Annotated in this window: 21 protein-coding genes; 12 read left to right on the top strand and 9 right to left on the bottom strand. The window is 74.0% G+C overall.

What is annotated here, in order from left to right; translation table 11 throughout:
• The first annotated feature begins 118 nt into the window (after positions 1–118).
• Positions 119–1,243 (top strand): DegT/DnrJ/EryC1/StrS family aminotransferase, encoded by a 1,125-nt coding sequence (locus ABD811_RS14635; protein ID WP_344946796.1) that lies wholly within the window; start codon positions 119–121, stop codon positions 1,241–1,243.
• A 14-nt stretch (positions 1,244–1,257) separates the two neighbouring features.
• Here ABD811_RS14635 and ABD811_RS14630 read toward each other — a convergent pair whose 3' ends face one another.
• Entirely contained in the window at positions 1,258–1,524 is a 267-nt protein-coding gene (locus ABD811_RS14630; protein WP_344946793.1) for a MoaD/ThiS family protein, read from the bottom strand.
• Positions 1,518–2,429, bottom strand: coding sequence for a formylglycine-generating enzyme family protein (locus ABD811_RS14625; protein ID WP_344946790.1), 912 nt, complete (start codon positions 2,427–2,429; stop codon positions 1,518–1,520). Before ABD811_RS14625 ends, ABD811_RS14630 begins: the two co-directional genes overlap by 7 nt.
• Before the next feature lie 245 nt (positions 2,430–2,674).
• Here ABD811_RS14625 and ABD811_RS14620 point away from each other — a divergent pair, with 245 nt between their 5' ends.
• The 4 genes from ABD811_RS14620 to ABD811_RS14605 all read left to right on the top strand — a co-directional run bounded on the left by ABD811_RS14620 (position 2,675) and on the right by ABD811_RS14605 (position 6,925).
• On the top strand, positions 2,675–3,712 hold the full coding sequence (locus ABD811_RS14620) for a cobalamin-independent methionine synthase II family protein (RefSeq protein ID WP_344946787.1): 1,038 nt from the start codon (positions 2,675–2,677) through the stop codon (positions 3,710–3,712).
• A 168-nt stretch (positions 3,713–3,880) separates the two neighbouring features.
• Positions 3,881–5,029, top strand: coding sequence for a M20 family metallopeptidase (locus ABD811_RS14615; protein WP_344946784.1), 1,149 nt, complete (start codon positions 3,881–3,883; stop codon positions 5,027–5,029).
• 26 nt (positions 5,030–5,055) lie between these two features.
• Positions 5,056–6,204: a carboxylate-amine ligase gene (locus ABD811_RS14610; RefSeq protein ID WP_344946781.1), complete on the top strand. Its 1,149-nt coding sequence runs from the start codon at positions 5,056–5,058 to the stop codon at positions 6,202–6,204.
• Positions 6,205–6,262: 58 nt separating this feature from the next.
• Positions 6,263–6,925 carry a nitroreductase family protein gene (locus ABD811_RS14605; protein ID WP_344946778.1) on the top strand — a complete coding sequence of 221 codons (663 nt, stop codon included), beginning with the start codon at positions 6,263–6,265 and terminating at the stop codon, positions 6,923–6,925.
• A 3-nt stretch (positions 6,926–6,928) separates the two neighbouring features.
• Here the strand turns inward: ABD811_RS14605 and ABD811_RS14600 are convergent, their stop codons facing one another.
• Together ABD811_RS14600 and ABD811_RS14595 are read right to left on the bottom strand one after the other, a co-directional pair.
• Entirely contained in the window at positions 6,929–8,458 is a 1,530-nt protein-coding gene (locus ABD811_RS14600; protein ID WP_344946775.1) for an NAD(P)-binding domain-containing protein, read from the bottom strand.
• A 30-nt stretch (positions 8,459–8,488) separates the two neighbouring features.
• Entirely contained in the window at positions 8,489–9,190 is a 702-nt protein-coding gene (locus ABD811_RS14595; protein WP_344946772.1) for a TetR/AcrR family transcriptional regulator, read from the bottom strand.
• A 151-nt stretch (positions 9,191–9,341) separates the two neighbouring features.
• On the opposite strand from ABD811_RS14595, the gene ABD811_RS14590 reads away from it, so the two are divergent.
• The 6 genes from ABD811_RS14590 to ABD811_RS14565 all read left to right on the top strand — a co-directional run bounded on the left by ABD811_RS14590 (position 9,342) and on the right by ABD811_RS14565 (position 16,516).
• Positions 9,342–10,259, top strand: coding sequence for an NAD-dependent epimerase/dehydratase family protein (locus ABD811_RS14590; protein ID WP_344946769.1), 918 nt, complete (start codon positions 9,342–9,344; stop codon positions 10,257–10,259).
• 105 nt (positions 10,260–10,364) lie between these two features.
• Positions 10,365–11,579, top strand: coding sequence for an MFS transporter (locus tag ABD811_RS14585; protein WP_344946766.1), 1,215 nt, complete (start codon positions 10,365–10,367; stop codon positions 11,577–11,579).
• A 109-nt stretch (positions 11,580–11,688) separates the two neighbouring features.
• Positions 11,689–12,522, top strand: coding sequence for an SAM-dependent methyltransferase (locus ABD811_RS14580; RefSeq protein WP_344946763.1), 834 nt, complete (start codon positions 11,689–11,691; stop codon positions 12,520–12,522).
• 155 nt (positions 12,523–12,677) lie between these two features.
• On the top strand, positions 12,678–14,651 hold the full coding sequence (locus ABD811_RS14575) for a phosphopantetheine-binding protein (protein WP_344946760.1): 1,974 nt from the start codon (positions 12,678–12,680) through the stop codon (positions 14,649–14,651).
• Entirely contained in the window at positions 14,648–15,730 is a 1,083-nt protein-coding gene (locus tag ABD811_RS14570) for a saccharopine dehydrogenase NADP-binding domain-containing protein (protein ID WP_344946757.1), read from the top strand. The genes ABD811_RS14575 and ABD811_RS14570 overlap by 4 nt, the downstream gene beginning before the upstream one ends.
• 42 nt (positions 15,731–15,772) lie before the next feature.
• Positions 15,773–16,516: a class I SAM-dependent methyltransferase gene (locus ABD811_RS14565; protein ID WP_344946754.1), complete on the top strand. Its 744-nt coding sequence runs from the start codon at positions 15,773–15,775 to the stop codon at positions 16,514–16,516.
• 11 nt (positions 16,517–16,527) lie between these two features.
• Here the strand turns inward: ABD811_RS14565 and ABD811_RS14560 are convergent, their stop codons facing one another.
• Positions 16,528–17,295 (bottom strand): thioesterase II family protein, encoded by a 768-nt coding sequence (locus ABD811_RS14560; RefSeq protein WP_344946751.1) that lies wholly within the window; start codon positions 17,293–17,295, stop codon positions 16,528–16,530.
• 40 nt (positions 17,296–17,335) lie between these two features.
• Here ABD811_RS14560 and ABD811_RS14555 point away from each other — a divergent pair, with 40 nt between their 5' ends.
• A complete protein-coding gene (locus ABD811_RS14555; RefSeq protein WP_344946748.1) occupies positions 17,336–18,274 on the top strand; it encodes an NAD(P)/FAD-dependent oxidoreductase in 939 nt (312 codons plus the stop codon).
• 42 nt (positions 18,275–18,316) lie between these two features.
• On the opposite strand, the gene ABD811_RS14550 is transcribed toward ABD811_RS14555, so the two are convergent.
• Genes ABD811_RS14550 through ABD811_RS14535 form a run of 4 tightly spaced genes read right to left on the bottom strand, consistent with a single transcriptional unit; the run spans position 18,317 to position 25,383 of the window.
• Complete coding sequence (locus ABD811_RS14550) at positions 18,317–20,734, bottom strand: methyltransferase (protein ID WP_344946745.1); 2,418 nt, start codon at positions 20,732–20,734, stop codon at positions 18,317–18,319.
• On the bottom strand, positions 20,724–22,928 hold the full coding sequence (locus ABD811_RS14545) for an ABC transporter ATP-binding protein/permease (RefSeq protein ID WP_344946742.1): 2,205 nt from the start codon (positions 22,926–22,928) through the stop codon (positions 20,724–20,726). The genes ABD811_RS14550 and ABD811_RS14545 overlap by 11 nt, the downstream gene beginning before the upstream one ends.
• Complete coding sequence (locus ABD811_RS14540; RefSeq protein ID WP_344946739.1) at positions 22,925–23,863, bottom strand: ABC transporter permease; 939 nt, start codon at positions 23,861–23,863, stop codon at positions 22,925–22,927. The genes ABD811_RS14545 and ABD811_RS14540 overlap by 4 nt, the downstream gene beginning before the upstream one ends.
• Positions 23,860–25,383, bottom strand: a complete 1,524-nt coding sequence (locus ABD811_RS14535) for an ABC transporter substrate-binding protein (protein WP_344946736.1) — start codon at positions 25,381–25,383, stop codon at positions 23,860–23,862. The genes ABD811_RS14540 and ABD811_RS14535 overlap by 4 nt, the downstream gene beginning before the upstream one ends.
• Between the last annotated feature and the right edge of the window lie 14 nt (positions 25,384–25,397).

The raw sequence follows: 25,397 nt of genomic DNA, 5'->3' as shown, positions 1-25,397 counted from the left end.
CAGGTGATAGTTTCACTACTCGACGTCGCCGCCCGCACTAGCGTGACGGCGACGGCCCCCTCACCCCCTCCGGGGCGGTTCACGGCCCGGCGATTCGCCGGCATCGGACGAGGATGAGATGACGACACGCGTGTGGGACTACCTGCCGGAGTACGGGCAGGAGAAGGCGGACCTGCTGGACGCGGTGACGACCGTGTTCGAGTCCGGCCGGCTGGTGCTCGGGGAGAGCGTCCGGAACTTCGAGGCCGAGTTCGCCGACCACCACGGCGTGGCGTACTGCACCGGCGTCGACAACGGCACCAACGCCATCACGCTGGCGCTGCGCGCGCTGGGGATCGGCCCCGGCGACGAGGTGATCACGGTGTCGAACACGGCCGCGCCCACCGTGGTCGCCATCGTGGCGGCGGGCGCCGTCCCGGTGTTCGTCGACGTCCGCGAGGACGACTTCCTCATGGACACCGGCCAGGTGGAGGCCGCCGTCACCGCGCGCACCCGGGCGCTGCTGCCCGTTCACCTGTACGGGCAGTGCGTCGACATGGCCCCGCTGCGGCGGCTGGCCGACCGGCACGGCCTGGTCGTCCTGGAGGACTGCGCCCAGGCCCACGGCGCCCGCCACCACGGCCGGCTCGCCGGATCGATGGGCGACGCGGCCGCGTTCTCCTTCTACCCCACCAAGGTGCTGGGCGCGTACGGCGACGGCGGGGCCGTGCTGACCGGTGACGGGGGCGTCGACCGCGCCCTGCGGCAGTTGCGCTACTACGGCATGGCCGACGACGCCTACTACGTCGTGCGGACGCCCGGGCACAACTCCCGGCTGGACGAGGTGCAGGCCGAGATCCTCCGGCGGAAGCTGCGGCGGCTGGAGGGCTACATCGCGGGACGGCGCGCGGTGGCGCGCCGGTACGCCGAGGGGCTGGGCGACCTGGCCGGGACGGAGGGGCTCGTCCTGCCGTCCACCGCCGAGGGCAACGAGCACGTCTATTACCTGTACGTGGTGCGGCATCCCCGCCGCAACGACATCCTCGAACGGCTGCGGGCGTACGACATCGCGCTGAACGTCAGTTACCGGTGGCCGGTGCACACGATGAGCGGGTTCGCGCACCTGGGATACACCAGGGGCGCGCTGCCGGTGACCGAGCGGCTGGCGGAGGAGATCTTCTCGCTGCCCATGTACCCGTCCCTGCCGCGGAGCCTGCAGGACAAGGTGATCCGCGCGCTGCGGGACGTGCTCGCCACGCTGTGACCGCGGGCGGGCGGTCAGCCGCCCGCCATGGGGGCGATGAGCGTCACCGTGCTGCCGTCCGCCACCACGGTGCCGGCGCGCCGGTCGCGCGGTACCAGCTCGTCGTCGACGCAGACGTTGACGTACATGAGCGGCTCGCCGTCGGGCCCCAGCACCCGGTCACGGCAGTCCGGACGCTCGGCCGCGAACCGCCTGATGACCTCCGCGAGCGGGCCGGCGGCGGTCTGGAACCGCGTCGTCCCGTCCGCCGTCCACACCATCGGCACGATGATCGTCACCATGAGAGCGCTCCTGGGCCGGGGATCGAACCGAGGGGCCGGTCGTGGGGGCCGGTGTCGTCGCTTGCGCAGCGGAAGCCGACCGCGAAACTCGACCACCCGGTGGGGTCGCCGTGCAGGCGTTCGGTGCAGCGGGCCTGGTAGCGGAAGTTCATCCAGGATCCGCCGCGGATGACGCGGTAGCGTCCCAGCGCCGACCGCAGCGCGGGATCGCAGTCGGCCGTCCGGCCGTACAGGTGCGACGTGGTCGCCGTCCATTCGTACACGTTGCCCGCCATATCGGCGCATCCGAAAACACTGTCGCCGGCGGGTGAGAAAGCCCCGACCGGGGTGGTCAACGGCATCGGGCCGTCTCGTTCGCGGATTCCGCGCCACCATTCCCGCCATGCGGTGAGGGTGGTGAGCGTTCCGGCGTGGAATTCGGCGGTGTTGGCGTTGCGGGCGTTCCAGTCGTCACCCCAGGGCCATATGCGGAATTCATGGCCGCGGGCGGCGAGTTCCCACTCGGCCTCCGTCGGCAGCCGTTTTCCGGCCCATCGGGCGTAGGCGTCGGCGTCGTTCCAGGAGACGTTGACGACCGGGTGGTCGTGTCGTCCTTCGACCGCCGTTCCGGGCCCGGCCGGCGCACGCCAGGTGACGCCCTCGCGTTCGGTCCACCGCCGCTCGTAGAGCATGCCGAACCCGCGGCGTTCGGCGTCGGTCACGTAGCCGGTGCTGCGGACGAACTCGGCGAACTCCGCCACGGTGACCGGGTGCCGGTCGATCCGGTAGGCGGGCAGCGTCCGGGCGAACCGGGGGGCCTCGTCGGCGAACCAGCGCCGCGGCAACGGCTGGTCGGACCGCTCCAGCCAGTCGAGCATCCAGGAGGGAGACCCCTGCAGGAACGATCCTCCGGGAATACGCGACATTTCCCCCACAAATCCCCCGTTTCCTGGATTCGCCACCCTCGCCGTGCCATTCTCTTTTCGCTTGCCGAGACTATGCGGGGGCGAGCGGAACGCCCAGCGATTCGCGGGCGAGAGAAGGCTCACCCACGAGAGACGTTGATCTTCAAGCGCCGTGGCGCGACCGGAACGAGAGGGCCGACAACGCGGTCTTTGATGATCGCTGGACGCGATTGACCGTGCACATTGGGTCATCTACGCTCGCGACCATGCCACTCCCCACCGAACCGATCGGCAGCATTCCGCGTCCCGCCGAACTGCTGGACGCGGCGCCGTCCGAGCTGGCCGCCGCCCAGGAGAAGGCCGTCCGCGACACCATCCGGCGGCTCGAAGAGCTCGGCTCGCCGGTCGTCACCGACGGCGAGCAGTCCAAGCCGAGTTTCGCCACCTACCCGATCGCCGGGCTCGACGGCCTGGCCCCCGACGGCGCGGTCATCCCGTTCGCCGACGGCCACCGGCGGCAGCTGCCGAGGCTGACCGCCGGGCCGTTCCGTTACGCCGCCCGTGCCGAGGAGTACCTGCGGGTCGCGCGGCGGCACGCGAACGTCCCGGTGAAGCAGGCGGTGATCGCTCCGTCCGCGCTGAGCCTGCTCTACCCGGCCGACGGCATCGACGGGTACCCGCGCGAGCGGTTCCTGGCCGACCTGGCCGACGAGGCCGAGGCGGACATCCGCGGCTGCCTGGACGGCGGCGCGCACGTCGTCCAGCTCGACTTCACCGAGGGGCGGCTGTCGCTCAAGCTCGACCCGAGCGGCGGGGTGCTGGACGACTTCGTCGCCCTCAACAACAGCGTGCTGGAGCGTTTCACCCCCGAGGAGCGGGCGCGGATCGGCGTGCACACCTGCCCGGGCGGCGACCAGGACTCCACGCACAGCCTCGACGTCGACTACGCGGGGCTGCTGCCCAAGTTGTTCCAGCTCAAGGCGGGCAACTTCTACCTGCAGCTCGCCAGCGAGCCCGACCCCGACAAGACCCTCGCCATCGCGGCCGAGCACCTGCCCGCCGACGCGCGGATCTTCGTCGGCGTGACCGACCCGGTCGACCCCCGGGTCGAGACGGCCGAGCAGGTCCGCGACCGGGTGCTGGCCGCGGCCCGTCACCTGCCCGTCGACCGGCTGGGCACCTGCGACGACTGCGGGTTCTCCCCCTTCGCCGACGACGTGTCCACTTCCCGTGAGACCGCGTTCGCCAAGATCAGGGCACGGTTGGAGGGCACCGCGCTGGCCTCGGCGCGACTGGGGGTCTGAACGGTCGCCGCACTCTCCGCGGAATTGCGCGGGGCCGCACGGCAATCCGACTCGGCAGTTTCTGAGAAGACCCCTGCCCGAATCCGCGCCGATACTCGACGGCGTCGGCGGAAAACCGGATTGGGCGTCCATGGGCTCCATGGACGCGCGGAGTTGGGGAATTGCCGGATGTCATTGCGGAGTGCGTTGCGCTGGGCGGCCGAGGACCGGGCGGCGGAGATGCTCGAACGGCTGGAAGAACTGGTGTCGTGCGAGTCGCCGCCCGGTTCGGCCCCGCATCTGCGGGCGTGCGCCGACCTGCTGTCCGGCTGGGGCCGCGCGGTGCTGGGCCGGGAGCCGCGGCGGATCGTCCGGGACGGGGTGCCGCACCTGCTGTGGCCGGCGGCCGAGCAGCGGGTGCTGCTGCTCGGCCACTTCGACACCGTCTGGCCCGCGGGCACGATCGAGCGGTGGCCGTTCGCCGTCGACGGCGGGGTCGCCACCGGTCCGGGCGTGTGCGACATGAAGTCCGGCATCGTGCAGATGCTGACGGCCCTGGCGCTGCTGGAGGACACCTCGCACGTCGGCGTGCTGCTGACCGGCGACGAGGAGAGCGGTTCGGTGACCTCGCGTCCCCTCATCGAGGCCGAGGCCCGGCGGTCGGGGGCCGTGCTGGTGTGCGAGCCGAGCACGCCGTCCGGTGAGCTGAAAGTGGCGCGCAAGGGAGGGTCGGCCTACCGGCTCGTCGTCCACGGCAGGGCGTCCCATGCCGGGGTCGAGCCGCACGCGGGCGTCAACGCCACCGTGGAGGTCGCCCACCAGATCCTCGCCGTCCGCGAGCTGGCGGCGGCCGCGCGCGGCACCAGCGTCACGCCCACGGCGCTGAGCAGCGGCACCACGTCCAACACGGTGCCCGAGCGGGCCGTTCTCGCCATCGACGTGCGGTCCTGGACGGGCGCGGAGCTCGACCGCGTGGACCGGATGATCCGCCGGTCCGCCCCTCGCCTTCCGGAGGCGCGGCTGAGCCTGGAGGGCGGCGTGAACCGGTATCCGCTGACCGAGGACATGGCGCGGGGGCTGCTGGCGGCGGCCCGCGAGGCGGCCAAGGAGCTCGGTCTCGAGCCGCCCGGGGGCGCGCACGCGGCCGGCGCCTCGGACGCCAACTTCACCGGCGCGCTGGGCGTGCCGACCCTGGACGGTCTCGGCGGCGTCGGCGGCGGCGCGCACGCGCGCAGCGAATACGTCGACGTGCGGCGCATGCCCGAACGCGCCGCCCTGCTCGCGGGACTGGTCGGCCGTCTCGTTCGCACGCCTTTGCGAAAAGCCCGAACGCCGTAGCGCGTCCGCGCCCTAAGCTGAGGCGCATGGTCGCGGATGATCAAGCCCGCCGGTTCGGTGTGGAAGAGGAATTCCTTGTCGTCGACCGGCGGACACGGGAAACCGTGGCACGCGCCGGGACGGTTCTCCGGCAGGCCGAAAAGGAACTCGGTTCCCGGGTCGGCGGGGAGATCACCGAAATTCAGCTGGAAGGCCGGACCACGCCCTGTGTCACGGCCGCCGAGGCGGCGGGGCAGCTCGCCCGCAATCGCGCGACGCTGGCCGCCGCGGCGACGGAGGAGGGGCTGGGTGTCATCGCCAGCGGCACGCCGGTGCTGGACGCGTCCATCCCGTCCCCGATCACCGAGGGGCCCCGGCAGGACCGGGGCAACGCGACGTTCCGGGGCCTGCACCACGAACTGAACATCTGCGCCCTGCACGTCCACGTCGAGCTGCCGGACCGGGACCGGGCGGTGCTGGTGAGCAACCACCTGCGGCCGTACCTGCCGGTGCTGATCGCGCTGGCGGCCAACTCCCCGTTCTGGCGCGGCCTGGACACCGGGTACGCCAGCTGGCGCACCCTGCTGTGGAACCGCTGGCCGGTGGCCGGCCCGCCGCCGTACCTCCGTTCGGCCGCGCACTACGACGAGCTGGTCGCCACGCTGCTGGAGGCCGAGGCGCTGGTGGACGACGGCACGATCTTCTGGGACGTGCGGCCGTCGGCGCGGCTGCCGACGCTGGAGGTCCGGGTGGCGGACGTGCCGATCACCGCCGAGGAGTCGGCGGCGCTGGCCGCGCTGGTGCGCGGTTTGGTGGTCAGCGTGCTGCCCTGGGTCGACCGGGGCGACCCCGGGCCCGAGCTACAGCCGGAGTTCATGCGGCTCGCCTACTGGCGCGCGGCCCGCGACGGCATGGCCGGTTCGGGCGTCGACGTGCTGACCGGCCGTCCCGTCCCCGCCCGAGAGCTGGCCCGGCGGCTGCTGGAGACGGCACGCCCCGGCCTGGAGGAGCACGGCGACCTGCGCCGCGTCACCGCGTGGCTGGACGGGCTGGCCGAACACGGCGACGGCGCGACCCGGCAGCGCCGGGCCGCCCGCGACGGCCGGCTCACCGACGTCGTCGACGATCTGATCCGGCGGACCGCACCGATCGGCGAGACCAGTGTGCCCGACGCGCAGAACAGCATGACGACGTAAGGCGTCCCCGGGGCGCCGCCGTGATACTGGAGACGCCGCGACGATGGGAGGCGTTTCGATGACCGAGGTGGCACCGGCCCGGACGGTTCCGCTGCCCTTCCGGCAGGTCCCGCGGGTGGAGGGCGTGCGCGCCGCGCGGGCGTTCAGCGACGTGATGGCGACCCGGCGGTCCGTGCGGGAGTTCTCCCCCGAGCCGGTCCCGGAGGAGGTGATCGAGACGGCGATCCGGGCGGCGGCGAGCGCGCCGAGCGGCGCCAACGTGCAGCCCTGGCGGTTCGTCGTGATCACCGATCCCGAGCGCAAGCGCAGGCTGCGGCTGGCCGCCGAGGCCGAGGAGCGCGAGTTCTACGGCCGCCGCGCCTCCCGGGAGTGGCTGGACGCGCTCGGCCCGATCGGCACCGACTGGCACAAGCCGTTCCTGGAGATCGCGCCGGTGCTGATCGTGGTGTTCGAGGTGCACCAGGGCCCGCACAGCCCCAAGCCCTACTACGTCAAGGAGTCGGTGGGCATCGCGGTCGGGCTGCTGATCGCGGCGCTGCACCACGCGGGGCTGGCGACGCTCACCCACACCCCGAGCCCGATGCGGTTCCTCAACGAGATCTGCGATCGGCCGCGGGAGGAACGTCCCTACGTGCTCATGCCGGTCGGTTATCCGGCGCCCGGCGCGCGGGTGCCCGACCTGACGCGCAAGCCCCTCGACGAGGTGATGGTCCGGTGCTGACGCTCAGCCCGGCAGCTGCTTGGCGAAGTACTCCTCCAGGGGGGCGACGTGCCGGTCGGGGCGGCGCCATTCGGCCAGCAGATCTTCCAGCAGGTGCAGCTCGTCGACGAGCTCCCCGTCCCGGTACCGGCGGATGACGGGGTGGATGAACGCGCTCTCCGCGGCGCGGTCCGGCTGCGGGTGCCGTTCGATGGCGAAGACGTCGCCGTACTCGTCGCGTCCCCAGCGGAGCGTGACGGTGTAGAGGTCGCCGAACCGGTCGGCCGCGTAGTCCTCGGGCAGGTCGATGTAGTGCCGCAGGCCGCCCGAGGCCGGGTCGGGCACCAGGGCGTCGCACAGGTACTCGAACTGCGTCCACAGCGCCGAGCTCCAGTTCACCCGGTCCAGCACGAGCCGGGTCAGCGCCTCCGGCTCGGCCGGCACCGTGTCGTAGGACAGCGGGACGTCGTCGTAGCGTTCGCGCAGCAGCCTGGTCAGCGTCCGCAGGTTGTAGCGGAAGCCGTCGATGAACGCCGATGAGGCGCGTTTGAAGTCGCGGGCCTGGGCGATCGTCCCGGCGAAGTACAGGTCGTCGACGTTGGCGGACTGCCAGTCGGGACGCAGCGACGGCATGCGGCCGTCGCGTTCGGTCACCGGCGCGCAGGAGGCGTCGAAGATGCCGGTGTCCATGCGGAAGCCGGTGCAGCGGAGCACCGTGTCGTAGCGCAGCAGCGCCTGCTCGCCGTCGGCGTGGGTGTAGGTGATCCGCACGTCGTACCCGTCGGCGTCGCGGCGGATCTCGTCGATCGTGCAGTCCAGCACCGAGTGCAGTGTCTTGAACTGGTAGCTGTCGAGCAGCGCGCCGTACTGGCCGCGCACGTCGCCGGGGTGCTTGCTGTTCCAGGCCAGTTTCAGCGGGCGGCGGCTGGCCAGGTGCACCATCGCGGCGTGGCCGAGCATGGCGTGCGCGGTCTCGAACGCCGAGTTGCCCTTGCCGATGATCAGCACGCGCTTGCCCGCGTACTCCTCGGGCTCGATGCTCATGTCCTCGTAGCCGACGGCGTGCTCGATGCCGGGGATGTCGGGGATGAACGGCGCGCCCCACCCGGCGGCGACGATGACGCACCGGGCGTGCAGCACGCCCGCCGGTGTGTGCAGGACGAATCCGTCCGCTGTCCGCTCGATCCGTTCGACCGCCGTTTCGAAGCGGACGTTCAAATCGTGGAAACGCCGGAAGTCCTCCAGGTAACGCACCAGGTCGTCGGCGTGCGGCAGGTATTCGCCGCTGTACTCGGGGAACATCAGCGCGGGCGCGTCGTTGAGCAGGGAGTTCCAGTCCCAGCGCAGCTTGATCTCGGGATCGGTGCTGGTGGTGTGCACCTTGTTCAGCGAGATCAGGCGCCGGTGGCGGGGGTAGCGGCGGAAGAAGGCCGCCGGTTCGGCGCCGCGTTCGAGGGTGAGGTAGTCGGCGCCCTCCCGGTGCAGGTAGTAGCTCAGCTGAAGGCCCGCCGGACCCGCTCCGACGATGACGTACCGATGGTTTCCGATGATCATGAAATGATCTTAAACCACCGGATAACAGTGTCATATGGTCAAGCCGACCATTCGTCCCAACAAGGTCATCGCATGATCGAAATACGGGGCGCGATTGTCGATGGCGTTGTCGAACTGGCCGAACAGTTCGAAGCTCACCGTTCCGAACAGACCGGCCCAGGCGGTCAGGGCGCGCGCGGCGACCTCGTCGGGGACGTCCATCCGCACGTGCCCGCGCGTGCGTTCCAGGTCGGCGCGCAGCGCGTCCGGGAGCGGCGGGCACGGGCCCGCCGGCTCCAGCGCTCCCGCCTCGTACGCCTCGGTCACGATGCGCGCGAACACCACCGTGTCGCGCATGGCGGCGGAGACGGTGTCCTGCGGCGCCTTGTAACCGGGCACGGGCGACCCGTAGAGCAGGGCGTACTCGTGCGGGTGGGCCAGCGCCCACTCCCGGACGGCCCGGCAGACCGCCAGCCACCGCTCCCCGTACGGACGTCCGCGGGCCTGCTCGTCGGCGCGTTCGACGGCCTCGCCCACCGCGTTGTAGCCGTCGATGATCAACGCGGTGAGCAGGTCGTCGCGGCTCGGGAAGTAGCGGTAGATCGCCGAGGAGACCATGCCCATCTCGCGGGCGACCGCGCGCAGCGACAGGCCCGCGGCCCCCTCGGTGGCCAGCTGCCGGCGGGCGATCTCGGTGATCTCGCGGGTCAGCTCCGCCCGCACCCGTGCCCGCGCCGTGCCCGCCCTGGTCATCGCCGTCCCCTTCCCGCCGTCCGCTCACGGTGCGACCGAGGCTACCAGAGCGGCGCATCAAAACGAGAGCACTGCTCTTGACGAGCGCCGCTCACATGAGAGAGCATTGCTCTCGTAACGGACTTCTGATCTCCCCTGGAAGGGAAACACCGTGGGAAAGCACGTCATCGTCGGAGCGGGACAGGTCGGCGGGCACCTGGTGGACCTGCTCGTCCGCGAAGGGCACGACGTCACCGTGGTGACGCGGTCAGGGTCGGGCCCGGACGGCGTCCGCAAGGTCGCCGCGGACGCCGCCGACCGGGAGCGGCTGACCGAGGTCACGCGGGGCGCCGACGTTCTCTACAACTGCATGAACCCGCGCTACCACGAGTGGGCGGCGGTGTGGCCGCCGGTCTCGGCGTCGCTGCTGGGCACGGCCGAGGACACGGGCGCGGCCCTGGTGACGCTGGGCAACCTGTACGGGTACGGGCCGGTGGACGTGCCGATGACCGAGGACCTGCCCCTGGCGGCCACCGACACCAAGGGCCGGATACGCGCCCGGATGTGGAAGGACATGCTCGCCTCCCACCGGGCCGGACGTGCCCGGGTGACCGAGGTGCGCGGATCGGACTTCTACGGCCCCGGCAGCAGCGACCAGGCGTACATCGGCACCGACCGCTTCGTCCGGCCCCTGCTGGCGGGCAAGCGCGTCCCGTTCCTCAGCGATCCCGACATCCCGCACAGCTGGACGTACCTGCCGGACGTCGCGCATGCTCTGGCCGTGGCGGGCACGGACGAGCGCGCGTGGGGCCGCGCCTGGCACATCCCCACCGCCCCGGCGTTCACGCCCCGTACGTTCGCCGAACGGCTGTGCGAGGCCGCCGGCGCCCCGGCGCCGCGCATCACGCGGGTGCCGCGCCCGGTCTTCAACGCGATCGGGGTCGTCTCTCCGATGATGCGGGAGCTGCGCAGCACGCGGTACCAGTTCGACCGCCCGTACATCCTCGACTCCTCGGCCTTCGAGACCACCTTCGGCCTCCGCCCGACCTCGATGGACGACGCCGTGAAGGCGGTCATCGCCGCCGCCTGACGCCCGGCCGTTATAACGCGCGATTCCGGCGACACGCTATGATCTCTGCCCGCCAGGCCGAATGGCGTGCCGAGGTTATAAGACAGCGGTCGGGACGGGGAGCGGATGAGGCGGTCGGCGGAGGCCATCCCGGCCATGAGCGGGACGCTCGGACGCGGCCGGACGGCGGCGCTGCTGACGCACTCGGTGATCACCCAGGCGGTCACGTTCGTGCTGCGGCCCACCATGTCGTACCGCGCGATCGAACTGGACGTGCCCGCGGCCGGGCTCGGCGCCCTGGCCGCCGCCTTCGCCCTGGCCCCGCTGTTCCTGGCGCTGCCCGCCGGGCAGCTGACCGACCGCGTCGGCGAACGCCGGGTGATGACCGGCGGGGCGGCCCTGCTGACCGGCTCCTGCCTGGCCTTCCTGCTGGCCGGGGACACCGTCGGCGGGCTGGTCGCGGCGGCCATGCTGCTGGGCACCGGGCATCTGGGCTGCGTGGTCGGCCAGCAGGCGCTGGTCGCCAACACCGCCGTCCGGGGCGCCCACGACACCGCCTTCGGCCACTACACCTTCGCCGCGTCGCTGGGGCAGTCGGCCGGCCCGGTGCTGATCACCGTGCTCGGCGGCCGGCGCGACATCCCCGACACCGGGCGCATCTTCGCCTGGACGTGCGCGGTGTCGGCCGTGCTGATCGTGCTGTCCCTCGCGTTGACCAGCACCGGCCGGGCCCCGGCGGAGGGGCGGCGGGAGGGGCCGCGAACCCGGACGCTGCTGCGCCTGCCCGGCCTGCCGCACGCGCTGCTGACCAGTTGCGTGGTGCTGTCCGCCGTGGACATCACGCTGGCCTACCTGCCCGCGCTGGGGGCCGAGCGCGGCCTGTCGTCCGGCACCGTGGGCGTGCTCCTCACGCTGCGCGGGCTGGCCTCCATGGGGTCGCGGTTCTTCCTGGGACGGCTCAGCGGCGCGCTCGGCCGCCGCCGCCTGCTGGTGGTCAGCACCGTTGCGGCGGCACTCGCGCTGGGCCTGGCCCCGCTGTCCTCGCCGGTGTGGCTGCTGGGCGCGCTGCTGGTCGTCGCCGGGTTCGGGCTGGGCGTCGGGCAGCCGCTCACCATGTCCTGGCTGGCCGAGTCCGCTCCCCCGGGGCTGCGCGGCCGCGCCATGTCGCTGCGTCTGCTCGGCAACCGCACCGGGCAGATCGTGCTGCCCAGCGCCGCCGGCCTGCTCGCGGCGGGTCTGGGGGCGGGCGGCGTCCTGTACGCCACCGCGCTGGGCCTGGGCTGGGCCGGCCTGGCCGCGCGCCGCCTTCCCGTGGACGCCCCGCGCCCGCCGGACCGGTGAGATCAGCGGGCAGGGCACGGCGGGCGGGGCGCGGCGCGGCCGGGAGTCCGCGGGGCAAATGAGCGATAATCGCTGTAATGCCCGACATCTCCGTCGAGGAGGATGTTCCGTGACCGGCAGCGACACGCCCCCACCCGAAGGCCCGGGCTCGGGGCACCCCAAGATCGACACGACCGTGCCGCACTCGGCGCGCATCTGGAACTACTGGCTCGGCGGCAAGGACAACTATCCCGTGGACCGGGCGGCGGGCGAGGCGTTCCGGCAGGTCTACCCGGGCATCACCGACCTGGCCCGGGGCTCGCGCTACTTCCTCGGGCGGGTGGTGCGCTTCCTGGCGGGCGAGGCCGGCATACGGCAGTTCCTGGACATCGGCACCGGCCTGCCGACCGTCGACAACACCCACGAGATCGCCCAGCGGGTGGCCCCCGAGTCGCGGATCGTCTACGTCGACAACGACCCGCTGGTGCTGATGCACGCCAACGCGCTGCTGACCAGCAGCGCCGAGGGGGTCACCAGTTACATCGAGGCCGACCTGCGCGACCCCGCCACCATCATCCGCGAGGCCGCCGGAACGCTCGACCTGGGCCGGCCGGTCGCGCTGATCCTCATGCAGGTCCTCGGCCATGTCGGCAACGCGGGCGACGACGAGGAGGCGCGGTCGATCGTCCGGCGCCTGATGGACGCCCTGCCGTCCGGCAGCTACCTGGCGATCAACGACAGCGCCGACACCAACCCGGCGAACGTCGAGGCCACCCGCCGCTACAACGAGGGCGGCGCCGTGCCGTACCACCTGCGGCGTCCCGAGCAGATCGCGCGCCTGTTCGAGGGGCTGGAGCTCGTCGAACCCGGCGTCGTGCCCATCAACGACTGGCGTCCCGACCCCAGCCCCTTCGAGACGCCCTCCGACGAGGGAGTCCTCGGCGGCGTCGCCCGCAAGCCCTGACCCGCCGCCCGCGCCTTTCGCCCTCCTCCCCGGCCTGACGGCCGGAACCCTCGACGCGGGCCGACGTGTACCGGTTACGATAATGATTATCATTTTGTCGAGACCGTGATCGTCGTGGCCCCCGGCCGCCACCCGCGAACCCCGAGGAGAGACACATGACCACCGTCCGCGAGCTGGCGGAGATCTGGGCCGAGCTGCTCGGCATGGACCCCGGCGCGATCGACGAGGACGCGAGCTTCCTGCGGCTCGGCGGCGACTCGGTGCTCGCCGTGCGCATGTCGGCGCTGGTGCGAAGGCGGCTGTCGGTGGAGCTGGCGCTGTCGGACGTGACCGTCGAGATCACCCTGTCGGGGCTGGCCGACCTGGTCGCGCGGCGCGGCCGGGACGGCGCCGCCGCACGGGCCCTGCCGGTGGACATCGAGCATCGCGCCGACCCGGACGCCCCGTTCCCGCTCATGCCGCTGCAGCAGGGGTATTTCGTCGGCCAGCATGACGGCTGGGAGCTGTCGTACGACTCGGCGCACTTCTACGCCGACATGGCGCTGACCGGCGTCGACGCCGAGGAGGCCGAGGAGACGCTGACGGACGCCCTGCACCGGCTGGCGCTGCACCAGCCGACGCTGCGGGCCCGGATCACCCCGGACGGCATGCAGTACGTCCTGCCGCCCGACGCGCCCGGCGCGATCCCGCGGCCCCGGGTCCTCGACCTGCGCGCGGCGGACGACACCGACGTCCGCGCCGCGCTGGAGGCGGTGCGCGCCGAGATGGCGACGACCGGCCCGAACCCGCTGACCGGCCCGGGGCTGGACGTGCGGCTCAGCCTGCTGCCCGGCGGGCGGGGCCGGCTGCACACCGCGATGAGCCTGATCTCGATGGACGGCTGGTCGGCCACGGTGCTCAACCGGGAGCTGCTGACGCTCGCCGCCGACTGGAACGCCGTCCTCGCGCCGCTGGAGGTCGACTTCGGCGACTACGTCACGTCGGTCGGGCGGCTGCGCCGGACCGAACTGTGGGCCGCGGACCGCGACTGGTGGTGGGAACGGCTGGACGACGCGCCCTCCCCGCCCGCGCTCCCCCTGCGCACCGACCCCCGCGACGTGGCGCCGACGCTGATGGACACCCGCGAGGCCAGGCTCGACGCGGCGCGCTGGACGGCGTTGCGCGAGCAGTGCGCCGCGCACGAGGTCACCCCGTCGGCCGCGATGCTCACCGCGTTCGCCGTCGTCCTGGCCCGCTGGGCGGGGCACCGCCGCATGCTGCTCAACACCCTGCAGCTCAACCGGCTGCCGCTGCACCCCGACATCCACCGCACGATCGGCGCGTTCGCCTCGACCATGCTCGTGCCCGTCGCGCTCGGCACGGGCCGGACGTTCGCCGAACTGGCGGCCGCCCAGCAGCGCACGTTCGGCGAGCACGCCGCGCACAACCTGGTCTCCGGGGTGGAGGTGTCACGGGAACTGGCCCGCCGGCGCGGCACCACCCGGCCGGTCGCGCCCGTGGTGTTCCAGAGCACCCTGGGCATGGACGCGGCCATCGGCGAACGCCAGGCCCGGTCGGCCGGTCCGCTCGGCACGCTCGACTTCGACGACTTCTACCACCAGCTCCGCACCCCGCAGGTGGCGCTGGAGGCGCGGTTCTGGGAGATGGGCGAGGAGATGGCCGTCGCGTTCTCGCTGGTGGCCGAGCTGTTCGAGCCGCGGGAGGTCGACGCGGCGTTCGGCGGCCTGGTGGCGCTGATCGAGACGCTGGCCGACGGCGCCGGCTGGGAGCGCGAGATCGACCTGCCCGCCGCGTCGGAGCCGGACGGGACGGGCGGCGGTTCGGTCCTGAGCGGCGGCGGCCCGGCCCGAGGCGACGCGGTCCGAGGCGGCGGGGACGAGACGGCGGGTCCGCCTCGCGACGAGCTGGAGCAGCGGATCGCGCTGCTGTGGGAGGAGATCCTCGACGTCCCCGTCCTCGACCGCGCCACGCCGTTCTTCACCCTCGGCGGGGACTCGCTGCTGGCCGTGCGGGCCCTGGCCAGGCTGGCGAAGGACGTCGGCGTGGCGGTGCGGGTGCGCCGGTTCCTGGACGCGCCGACCGTGGCCGGGCTGGCGGCCGCCGTCCGCGAGCAGGGCTTCGGCGGATGACGACGATCGGTGTGCTCGGGGGTTCCGGGGCGGTCGGCCGGGTCGTCGTCGACCGGCTGGCCGCCTGGGAGCCGGGCGGCAGGCTGCGCGTCGGCGGGCGCGACCCGCGGCGAGCGGCCGCGGCATGCGCGCAGGTGACCGGGGCCGGCGCCGAGCCGGTGCGCGTGGATCTCAACGACGACGCCGAGCTGCGCGCGTTCTGCGCCGGCTGCGACGTGGTCGTCAACTGCGCGGGACCGTCGTACCAGGTGCTCGACCGGGTGGCACGGGCGGCGCTGGCGGCCGGGGCGCATTACGTCGACGCGGCGGGCGACGTGGTGGCCGCCGACGCGCTGTGCGACGGGCACGTCCCCGGCCTGGGCGACCGCGCCGCGCTCTTCTCCGCGGGGCTGATGCCGGGGCTGTCCGGGCTGCTGCCCCGCCTGCTCGCGGTGGACGGGCCGCCGCCGTCCCGGCTGGACGTGTACGTCGGCGGGGCCGTCGCGATCGGCCCGGTGTCGGCGGTGGACGCGCTGCTGACGCGAGGCCCCCGGTTCGGCACCGCGCTGGCCGCCTGGCGGCACGGTGCGGTCGTGCCGAACGCGCTGCGCCCGCTGCGGTCGGTGGCGCTGCCGGGGTTCCGGGGCCGGGTGCACGCCTGGCCGTTCCTGTCGGCGGAGGCGTCCCGGCTCGCCGCCGACCTGGGCGTGGACGAGCTGCGCAACTACACCGTCTACGTCACCGACGCGATCCCGCACGCACTCGCCGTGGCCTGGGCCGACGAGGACGCGCCGCCCGAACGGCACGTTCCGGCGGTGGTGGCCGCCGCCGAGGCCGACCTGGCCGCCACCGGCCCCTACTACACGATGCTGTTCCAGGCCGTGCACCGCGCCCCCGCACCGGGGCGTGCGCGCCGCCTCGTCCTGCGCACTCCCGACTCCTACGCGCTGAGCGGAGTGGTCGCGGCGCTGGCCGCCCGCGACGTGCTCGCCGGGCGGGTCCCGCCCGGCGTCCACTTCGCCGCCGACGTGCTGGACCCCCGCCGGACCCTGACCCGGCTGACCGGCGACCCGCTGGTCACCGGAGTCGAGCTGACCTGACCGACCCCAGAAACCGACCCCGAAAGCAGAAGGGCCCCATTCATGACCGACGAGGCGGCCAGGGCGGACCGCGGACTGGGTTACGCCGTCAACGCCCCCTACTACGACCTGATCCTTCCCCTCGCCCACTGGGACGCCGTCGCGGCGGCCCTCGCCGGCGTGCTGCGGAACGCGCGCCGCGTCGCGGAGATCGGCGCCGGGACCGGCCACTTCACCGAGGCCATGCTGGGCTTCCTGCCGCCCGAGGCGGAGATCTTCGCGATCGAGCCGACCCGTGCGATGCGGGCGGCCCTGGTGACCCGGCTGGCGCGGCTGCCGGACGCGGCCGCGCGGCGGGTGACCGTGCTGCCCGAGGAGGCGGCCGACGCCGCACCGCCCGGCGATGTCGACGCGGTCGTCCTGCTCAATGTGATCATGCACTTCGGCCCGGCCGAGCGGGCGCGGCTGTGGCGCAGGTGGGCGGACGCGCTGGAACCGGGCGGGCTGCTGGTCGTCGAGGCGCAGCACCCGCAGAAGGCCGAGCCGGTGCCGCCCACCGAGGTCCCCGGCCGCTCGCTCGGCCGCCACCGGTACGAAACGGTGACGCGGGCGGACGTCATCGGCGACGACATGATCCGCTGGGTGAACGCGTACCGGACGTGGGAGGGCGACCGCCTGGTCCGGGAGGAGGTCGCCGCGTTCGACTGCCACGTCATCTCCGACGAGCGGCTGGCCGAGGAGCTGTCGGCCGCCGGGCTCACGCCCGTGCCGGACGTCCCGGAGCGGCTGCGCGTGTGGCGACGCTGAGATCCCCGGGATCAGCGCGCCCGGGGCGCCGCGGCGAGCACCCGCCGCAGCGCCGCCAGCACGGCGTGCCGGCGCGGCACCAGGTAGAAGTGGTCGCCCGGGAAGATCTCGACACGCGTCCGCGCCCGGGTGGCGTGCCGCCAGCGTGCCGCCTCGGCCGGGGTGAGGTCGGGGTCCCGGTCGCCGAGGAACACGGTGACCGGGCAGTCCAGCGGGGGCAGCGGCCGGGGCCGGTAGGTCTCGATCAGCCGGTAGTCCGCCCGCACGTACGCGAGGATCAGCGCGCGCAGGCCGGGATCGGCCAGCACCGCCGGGTCGGTCGCGCCGAGGCGCATCAGCTCGGCGTACAGGTCGTCGTCATCGCCCCGGTGCACGTCGCCGCCCTTCTCGTCGTGCGGCGCCTCACGCGCGGACGCCACCAGGTGCACCGGCCCGCGCAGGCCGCGCCGCCGCGCCTCCTGGGCGACCTCGTAGGCCACGGTCGCGCCCATGCTGTGCCCGAACAGCGCGTACGGGCGGTCCGCGACGGCCGCCACGGCGTCGGTGAGCGCGGCGACCAGCTCGTCCATGTCGCGCGGCATCGGGTCGGCGATCCGGTCCTCGCGTCCGGGGTACTGGACGGCGAGCAGCTCGACGCCCGGCGGCAGCAGCTCGGCCCACCCGAGGAACGCCGCGGCGCCGCCTCCGCCGTGCGGGACGCAGATCAGGCGCAGCCCGGCGTCCGGGCGCGGCAGGAAGCGGCGCAGCCACGGGCCGCCCGGTTCGTCGACGTCGACCAAGATCCCCTCCTTATCTTCCGCATATGATAATCGTTTTCACATGGAGTCCGGCATGTACGACGTGATCGTGGTGGGCGGCGGGCCCGCGGGGCTGAGCGCCGCCCTGGTGTTCGGGCGGCAGCGCCGCCGCGTCCTGGTGGTCGACGGGGGCCGCGTGCGCAACGCCCCCGCGACGGAGATGCACATGTACCTGAGCCGCGACGGCTTCCCGCCCGCGCGGCTGCTGGCGATCGGCCGCGAGGAGCTGGCCGCCTACCCGTCGGTGGAGGTCCGTCCCGGCACCGTCGTGACGGCCCGGGGCGTCAAGGACGACTTCGAGATCGAGCTGGCCGACGGCGCCCGCGAACGCGCGCGGCGCCTGGTGCTGGCCACCGGCCAGGTCGACGAGCCGTACGACATCCCCGGCCTGGCCGAACGGTTCGGCCGCGGCGTCTTCCACTGCCCGTTCTGCCACGGCTGGGAGACCAGCGGGCTGTCGCTCGCCGTCCTCGGCGCCACCCCGCCGGAGGCGATGCTCGCGCTGTACGTCGCCGACCGGTTCAGCGACGACGTGGTGCTGTGCACCAACGGCCCGCTGGACCTGCCCGAACAGATCGTCAAGAAGCTGGACGAACGCGGCCTGACCGTCCGGTCCGAGCCCATCGCCGAGGTCGCGGGCGAGCCGGGCGACATGACGATCCGGTTCGCCGCCGGCGGCGTCCTGCGCCGCCAGGCCGTCTACCACCGCGCCCCCACCCGGCAGCACTCCGACCTGGCGGCACAGCTCGGCTGCGAGATCCTGGACGACGGCACGGTACGCGTCAACGAACTGCAGGAGACCACCGTGCCGGGGGTCGCCGCCGCGGGCGACACCGCCAAGCTCCCGGCCGTGCCGGACGCCGCCACCCTCGTCTCGCTGGGGGCCGCCGACGGCGTCCGGGCCGCGCTGTGGATGGAAGGCGACCTGTTCCGCTCCGGCCTGGGTTTCCCGTCCTCCTGACACACGACGCCTAGGCGGAGCCCGGTGTCGCGTGGGCTCCGCCTAGGCGCGGCGCGCGACGAACAGGCGGAGCCCGGCCTCGGCCAGAGGATGGTCGGGGCGGGGCAGCGTGAACCACGGCCGCAGCCCCGCATCCTCCAGTTGCGCAAGCCATTGCTCGTCGCTCAGGAAGACACGGTCGTCGTCCGCCCTGGGGTCGTCGGGGTGCAGGCGCTGTTCGCCGGGACGGGCGGACATGAGGAACTGCATCGAGGTCAGGATCGAATACAGCTCCCGGCTCGTCTCCACGAAAACGAACAGGCCGCCGGGGGCGAGCAGTTCCGCGAGCCCGGAGAGCGTCTTCGCGATGTGGCGGGCGTTGTGCAGGACGTTGGCCGACAGCACCACGTCGAGCGACGCGCGCGGCACCCCCTGCGCGGCTGCGTCGGCGTTGATGTCGAAGGTCCCGAAACGCACGCCGGGGTGTGCGCCGAAGCGTTCCCGGCCGAGGGTGAGGAAGTAGCGGGAGACGTCGGTGAACAGATAGTCGACGTCGCCGTGCGCGAGGGCGGCCAGAGCGTCGGTGGTCGTGCCGCCCACGCCCGCCCCCAGTTCCAGCACCCGCAGCGGAGCGCCCTGGTTCCGCTGCGCCCACCGCATGACTTCGGCGACGGCACCGTTGAGATACCGGTTGACGGGGTTGTCACGGTAGGCGCCGTCGGCGGTGTCGACGCCATCATCGTCGCCGAACAGAAGAGCGCGGATGGAGAGGTCGTCCCGCAGCAGTTCGGGCAGCCGCGCCATCGCCGACAGCATGAAGCGCGTCGTCTCCGCCGAGTAGCCGATCCGGGCGCCGTCGGCCGCCAGCCCTTCCGCGGCCGCGGCCGCCTCCCGCCGCGTCACCGGCCGCAGCCCGCCGTACGCGCCGTCGTCGTGCCGGACGAGCATGCCCTGCGCGACCAGGACGTCCAGCCAGCGGCGCAGGATCCAGCGGTGGCGGCCGGCGGCCCGGACGGCGTCGGCGATCTCGTCGGCGGTGAGCCGGTGTTCCGGCCGGGTCAGGCCCGCCGGACGCAGCGCGGACGCCATCGCGAGCACCGCCACGCCGTCCAGCCTCCGCAGGAAGGGCGGCAGCCGGGCCGGATCGGTGCCGGTCGCCTCCGCGGCGGCGCGGGCGGCGCGTTCCGGCAGGCCGGTCTCCGCGTCGATCTCGATCGTCACGTCCCGGCGCAGGACGGCGCGCGCCACCTCGGTGAGCCGGCGCGCGGTGAACGGCACGAACGGGTCGTGCGCCGTGCCGGGCCGTCCGGCGATCTCGTCCACGGGCACGGCGGCGGCCTCTGGAGGGGTCACCACCCCGAGAAGGGCAGGATCCGCCGGATCGGCGACCACCGCCGCCCGCTCCCCCACGATCTCCCTGAGCCGGGCCGCGGGCAGGCGGTCGCGCGGGATGCCGTGGACGCTCACCGCCGCTCCGCCGCCGGTGAGCCCGGCCAGCGCGGCGGCGCGGTCGCCGGGCAGCTCATCCCAGGCGACCGGCCTCGGGGTGGGGCGAGGAGGGGCGTCGACGTGCAGGACGGCGTCGAAGCGGTAGCGGGTCAGCTCGGTGTCGTCCCGCATCGTCTTGGGATGGACGCCCATGCGGACGGTACGGCCCGTCTCGGCGGCGGCCTGCGCGGCCAGCCGGGCGAGCAGCGGCGGGTCGAAGAGGAGTTCGGGTTCGCGCCGGGCCCGCTGTGCCGCGCGGCGCGCCACCTCGGCGGGATCGGCGTCGGGGGTCCGCGCGTGCTCGACCCACCGGCAGAAGTCGGACAGCAGCCGCGCGTCCCGTACGTCGCCGACGACCACGGTGCCTCCGGGAGCGACCAGCGCGATCGCGTCCCGGATCACCGCCGCCAGGTAGGCGGTGCCCGGGAAGCACTGGGTCACCGAGTTCAGCAGCACGCAGTCGGGCCGGGCATCGGGGAAGCCCGCCGCCCGCATCGCCGCCTCGACATGCGGCGATGCGGCCTCGTGGGCGGCGGCGCGGGCGAACGCGGTGCCCGGGCGCCGGGCGTCGGCGTCCAGCCTGCGGACGGCGGCGGCGGCCACGTCCGTGCCGACGTACCCGGCCACGTGGTCGCGCAGCCGGTACATGAGCAGCCCGGTCCCGCATCCCTGTTCCAGGATCCAGCGCGGGTGCAGGCTCAGCACCAGGTCGACGGTGTGGTCCACCCATTCGCGCATGTGCCGGACGGGGAGCGGGCGGCCGGTGTCGGAGGCGCGCCATCCGGACAGGTCGAGGTCGTCGGCGTGCCGCCCCTCCCCTTCGGAGTACGTCCAGTCGTAGACCTCTCCCCAGTTCTCCAGGAACTCGGCGGCGAGGTCGTCGCGGGCGGACACCGACGGGCGGAGGCGCACCGTGGTGCCGTCCGGGGCGAGGCGGGCGTCATCGATCCAGGGATGGTCGCGCAGCGGCTTCAGGAAGTCGTCACTGGGCACGGCTGGAAGACTCCGTTCCTAGGAGTTGTCGGTCGTTGACGTGCAGGACGCGGTCCGCGCACGCCGCCACCGCGCGGTCGTGCGTCACCAGCAGCACCGCCAGGCCGCCGGCGCGCAGCTCGGCCAGCAGCCGCAGGACGGCGGCGGCGGACGCGGCGTCCAGGGCGGCGGTGATCTCGTCGGCCAGCAGCACGGACGGTCCGGCGGCGAGCGCCCGGGCGAGCGCGACCCGCTGGCGTTGCCCTCCGGACAGCTCGCCCGGGCGGCGTGCGGCCAGCGCGGGGTCGAGGCCCACGGCGCGCAGCAGTTCCGGGACGCGCCCGCGCGCCTCGGCCCGGGTCGTCCCGGCCGTGAGGCGAAGGGGACGGGCCACGATGGTCGCGACGCGGTGGGCGGGGTTGAGCGCGCCCAGCGGATCCTGGCCGACGAACTGGACGGCGCGGACGTCCTCGGGGCCGCGTCGTTCCAGCGGCCAGGGCAGTGTCCGGCCGCGCAGGCTGAGGCGGCCGCGCTCCGGGGCGTGCAGCCCGGCGAGGGCGCGCAGCAGTGTGCTCTTGCCGCTGCCCGACGGCCCGGTGACGGCGACGAACTCGCCGTGCCGCAGCGACAGCCGGCCGACGTCGAGCAGGGCCGTCGGGCCGTGGGCCAGTCCGAGGCCGGTGACGGCCAGCACTTCGCCCGCCCCAGACGGCGGCCCGGCGGAGGCCTTGTGGAGGGCGGCGGGACCGGCGCCGGGCGGGGTCAGGTCGATGATCCGGTCGGCGACGCGGGCGACGAAGTCCCGGTCGTGGGAGACCACCAGCGTGACGGAGCGCCCGTCGCCGCGACGCCGTTCGAGGACGTCCGTCACGAGTGCGAGGGCGGCCGGGTCGAGGCCGCTGGTGGGTTCGTCGAGGACGAGCAGCGCGGGGTCGGTGAGGAGCGCGCGGGCCAGGGCCACGCGCTGCGCCTGCCCGCCCGACAGCCGGTTCGCGCGGCGCGACCAGAGCCGTTCCGCGTCGAGTCCGAGCCGCGTGAGGGTGGCGCGGGCGGCCGGGCGCAGGCCGCGGCGCCGCCCGTCGAGCACGGCGGCGCCCACGGTCATCAGCGGGTCGAGCGTGGCGACGGGATCCTGGTGGACGAGGCCGACGTGGGCGCGGCGCCAGCGGCGGGCGGCGCGTCCGGCCGGGACGGGCCGTCCCCGCCAGCCCACCGCGCCGCCGGTCTGGTGAAGCCCCTCCCCCAGCAGGCCGAGCACGGCCCGCAGCGCCGTGGTCTTGCCGCCGCCGGACGGCCCGGTGATCGCGACGACCTCGCCCGGCTCGGCGCGCAGGCGGAAACCGGTGACGACGGGTCGTCCCGTCGAGTCGGCGACGCCGAGCCCGTCGACCGAGAGCCCGGCACCGGCGGGGGGAGGTGCCGCATCGACCACGTGGCGCACGGAGCGGCGCGTGGTGCGGGACGTCCGCGCGAGCAGCGCCGCCGTCACCGCCACGACGCCGAGCGCGGCCGCCGGGGCCGCCGCCGCCATGGGGTTCAGGCGGGCTCCGGGCAGGTTCTCCCGCAGCATTAGCCCCCAGTCGGGGGTCGACGGCTCGGGGCCGATGCCGAGCATCCCGAACGCCGCCGCGAGCTGCAACGCCAGGACGAACCGCATCACCAGGTCGGCGGTGGCGGCTCCGGCCAGGGAGGGCAGCACCTCGCGCGCGAGGATCGCGGCGGTCCGCTCGCCCCGCCCCCGGGCCGCCTCCACGTATCCGGAGTCCCGCGCCTGCCGGGTCAGGTCGCGGATCACGCGCAGGCCGAGCGGGGCGCCACCGCAGACGGTCCCGGCGACCACGGCGGCGGACGGCGGCAGGGCGACGGCCAGCACCATCGCCTGCAGCAGGAACGGCACCGCCAGCAGCAGGTCGGCCAGCCCGGTCAGCAGCCGGTCGATCCGGCCGCCCGCCCAGCCGGCGGCCAGCCCGCCCGCCGTGCCGAGGAGCGCGGCGGCCAGCGCGGCGGCCGACGCGACGGCGGTGAGGGCCCGACCACCCGCCAGCACACGCGACAACACGTCCCGCCCGGCGTCGTCGGTGCCGAGCCAGAACCCGCCGCCCGGCGGCGTCCACGGCGCGCCGACCGAGGACGCCGGGTCGTACGGCGCGAACGCCCCACCGGCGATCACCACGGCCGGCAGGACGACCGTCCACGCGATCAGCGCTCTTCTCATACCGCCCGCCCAGGAGCGCGCCGCGGGTCGGTGAGCGCGGCCAGCACGTCGGCGGCGAGCAGCCCGGCCAGCACCACGGCCGCCGCCGGCATCGCGACGGCCTGCACGACCGGCACGTCGCGGTTGCCGATCGCGCCGACCAGCAGCTCGCCGAGCCCGCTGTAGCCGAACAGCGTCTCCACCACGGTCGTCGCGGCCAGCAGCCCGCCGGTCACCACGGCGAGCACCCGCACGGCCGGGGCGATCAGGTAGGGCAGGACGTGCCGGGCGGCGACCCGGGCCCGGGGCACGCCGCGCGCCACCGCCGACGTCACGTGCGGGCGGCGCACGATGTCGGCGACGGCGCCGCCGAGCAGGCCCGCGCCGAACGCGGCGGACGGGACGGCCAGCGCCAGGGCGGGCAGCACGAGGATCTGCGGCCGCTCCAACGGGGACCCGCCCGCGGGCACCAGCGACACCGGCGGCAGCCAGGCCAGCACACCGGCGAACACCGCCGCCAGGCCCGCCGCGAACACCGCCTGCGGCACCGCCGCCAGCGCGGTGACCATCGTGGTCAGCGTGCCACGGCGGTGCGGGGGCGCGTACCCGACCGCCCACGCCAACGCGAACATCAGCGGGACGGCGACGGCGAGGGCGCACCCGGCGAGGGTGAGCGTGGCGGGCAGCCGCTCGGCGACCATCTGCCCCACGGGACGGTCGGTGAGCAGGGAATGGCCCGCGTCGCCGCGCGCCATGCCGGCGAGCCACGTCGCGTAGCGCTGCCAGGCCGGGCGGTCCAGGCCGAGGCGGGCGCGCAGTTCGGCGTCGGCCGTCCCGCCGGACCGCGTCAGCGCCGCGTCCGACGGGAGGAGTTCGGTGGCGCCGAACACCGCGACCGACACCAGGAACAGGACGACGACCGTGCGCGCGGCGGAGGCGAGGATCCGGGCCGTCACCGTGTCAGCCGCACCCGCTCGACGAAGTTGCTCTCGAACCCGGCGCCGGTGGGCAGGCCGGCCACGCGGGCGGAGGTCAGGTCCAGGCCGTCACCGGCCGCCCAGACCACATAGCCGCCGTCGTCACGCAGCTGCCGCTGGAGCGTGCCGAACTCCGCACGCCGCTTCTGCTCGTCCCTGGTCGCCAGGGCCTTGTCGAACGCGGCGTCCCAGGCGGGCCGCTTCCAGGCCGTCTCGTTAGTGGGGGCGTCGCCGAGCAGCGACACCCGCGCCACGTCCAGGAACGGGATGCCGCCGAAGTAGCCGGTGTAGAAGTCGCTCTTGGCGAAGACACCGGTCCAGTAGGTATCCGGGGGCTCCATCTTCACGCGCACGGTGATGCCCGCCTCGCGCAGCTGCTGGGCGAACAGGTTGGCGGCGGTGTCCATCCCCGGGTAGGAGGTGGTGGTGGACAGGGTGAGGGTCAGCCCGTCGCCGTGCCCGGCCTGCCTCAGCAGCTCCTTGGCCCTGGCGACGTCACGGGGGCGCTGCGGGACGTCGCGCGGGCTGGACGGGTCCGCCGGGGTGAGCAGGTCGTTGCCGACCTCGCCGTAACCGAGGAACACCTTGTCGAGCAGTTCCCGCCGGTCGGTCGCGAGCTTGATCGCCTCACGGACCTTCGGGTCGTCGAAGGGTGCGCGGTCCAGCCGCATCACGAACGGGTACATCACGACGCCCGACCGGCGCACCACCTTCAGGTTCGGGTTGCCCTGCGCCTGGCGGGCGGAGGCGGGGCCGACGCTGCCGGCCACGTCGGCCTGCCCGGAGACGATCGCCTGAGCGCGCGCCTGCGGGTCGGCGACGGCGCGCACCTCGATGCGGCGCGTCGGCGGCCTGGGCCCCCACCAGCGGTCGTTGCGCTCCAGGACCGCGTGCTGCGGGGTGCCGCCGGTCATCCGGTACGGGCCGGATCCGGCGGGCGGCTTGTCGAACGACGTCGTTCCCTCGGGGACGACGAACGTCACCGACTCCAGGGCCCTCGGCACCTCGGCGTACGGCTTGGTGGTGACCAGTTGGAGGGTGTGGTCGTCCACGACGCGGGACCGTGCCATGTCGAACATCCGCAGCCTGCCGAAGTTCTCGGCCGCCTTCCGGTGGACGCGCCGCAGCGAGAACAGCACGTCGACGGCGCGGACGGGACGCCCGTCGGTGAACGCGGCGTTCTCCCGGAGTCTCACCGTCCACCGGGTCAGCGTCGCGTCCGGGGTGATGGACGTGGCGAGCCGGTACTCGGTGGTGCCGTCGGGCTTCGGCTTGGTCAGCACGTCGTACAGCAGCGCGAACCTGATCAGGTCGGACTGGTTGCCGATGCCGCCGTGCGGGTCGTTGATCGCGGTGGCGGGCGCGCCGACCGCGACGTAACGGAGCGTGTCGCCGCCGGACGACGCAGCCGCGCCGTCGTCGCCGCCCCCGCATCCCGACAGGGTGAGGGCGAGCCCGGCGGCCAGCGCCGCGGCGGCGGTCTTGGAGAGCGGATTCATCGTGAGGGGTTCCC

The sequence above is a fragment of the Actinomadura miaoliensis genome, assembly GCF_039536785.1.
Lineage (GTDB): Bacteria > Actinomycetota > Actinomycetes > Streptosporangiales > Streptosporangiaceae > Spirillospora > Spirillospora miaoliensis.
This window is presented reverse-complemented; position numbering and strand designations above follow the sequence as displayed.

Bases quoted from the DNA above. Each gene is read 5' to 3' on its own strand.
- ABD811_RS14635 (WP_344946796.1), top strand. From the start codon at position 119: ATGACGACACGCGTGTGGGACTACCTGCCGGAGTACGGGCAGGAGAAG.
- ABD811_RS14630 (WP_344946793.1), bottom strand. From the start codon at position 1,524: ATGGTGACGATCATCGTGCCGATGGTGTGGACGGCGGACGGGACGACG.
- ABD811_RS14625 (WP_344946790.1), bottom strand. From the start codon at position 2,429: ATGTCGCGTATTCCCGGAGGATCGTTCCTGCAGGGGTCTCCCTCCTGG.
- ABD811_RS14620 (WP_344946787.1), top strand. From the start codon at position 2,675: ATGCCACTCCCCACCGAACCGATCGGCAGCATTCCGCGTCCCGCCGAA.
- ABD811_RS14615 (WP_344946784.1), top strand. From the start codon at position 3,881: ATGTCATTGCGGAGTGCGTTGCGCTGGGCGGCCGAGGACCGGGCGGCG.
- ABD811_RS14610 (WP_344946781.1), top strand. From the start codon at position 5,056: ATGGTCGCGGATGATCAAGCCCGCCGGTTCGGTGTGGAAGAGGAATTC.
- ABD811_RS14605 (WP_344946778.1), top strand. From the start codon at position 6,263: ATGACCGAGGTGGCACCGGCCCGGACGGTTCCGCTGCCCTTCCGGCAG.
- ABD811_RS14600 (WP_344946775.1), bottom strand. From the start codon at position 8,458: ATGATCATCGGAAACCATCGGTACGTCATCGTCGGAGCGGGTCCGGCG.
- ABD811_RS14595 (WP_344946772.1), bottom strand. From the start codon at position 9,190: ATGACCAGGGCGGGCACGGCGCGGGCACGGGTGCGGGCGGAGCTGACC.
- ABD811_RS14585 (WP_344946766.1), top strand. From the start codon at position 10,365: ATGAGGCGGTCGGCGGAGGCCATCCCGGCCATGAGCGGGACGCTCGGA.
- ABD811_RS14575 (WP_344946760.1), top strand. From the start codon at position 12,678: ATGACCACCGTCCGCGAGCTGGCGGAGATCTGGGCCGAGCTGCTCGGC.
- ABD811_RS14570 (WP_344946757.1), top strand. From the start codon at position 14,648: ATGACGACGATCGGTGTGCTCGGGGGTTCCGGGGCGGTCGGCCGGGTC.
- ABD811_RS14565 (WP_344946754.1), top strand. From the start codon at position 15,773: ATGACCGACGAGGCGGCCAGGGCGGACCGCGGACTGGGTTACGCCGTC.
- ABD811_RS14555 (WP_344946748.1), top strand. From the start codon at position 17,336: ATGGAGTCCGGCATGTACGACGTGATCGTGGTGGGCGGCGGGCCCGCG.
- ABD811_RS14545 (WP_344946742.1), bottom strand. From the start codon at position 22,928: ATGAGAAGAGCGCTGATCGCGTGGACGGTCGTCCTGCCGGCCGTGGTG.
- ABD811_RS14535 (WP_344946736.1), bottom strand. From the start codon at position 25,383: ATGAATCCGCTCTCCAAGACCGCCGCCGCGGCGCTGGCCGCCGGGCTC.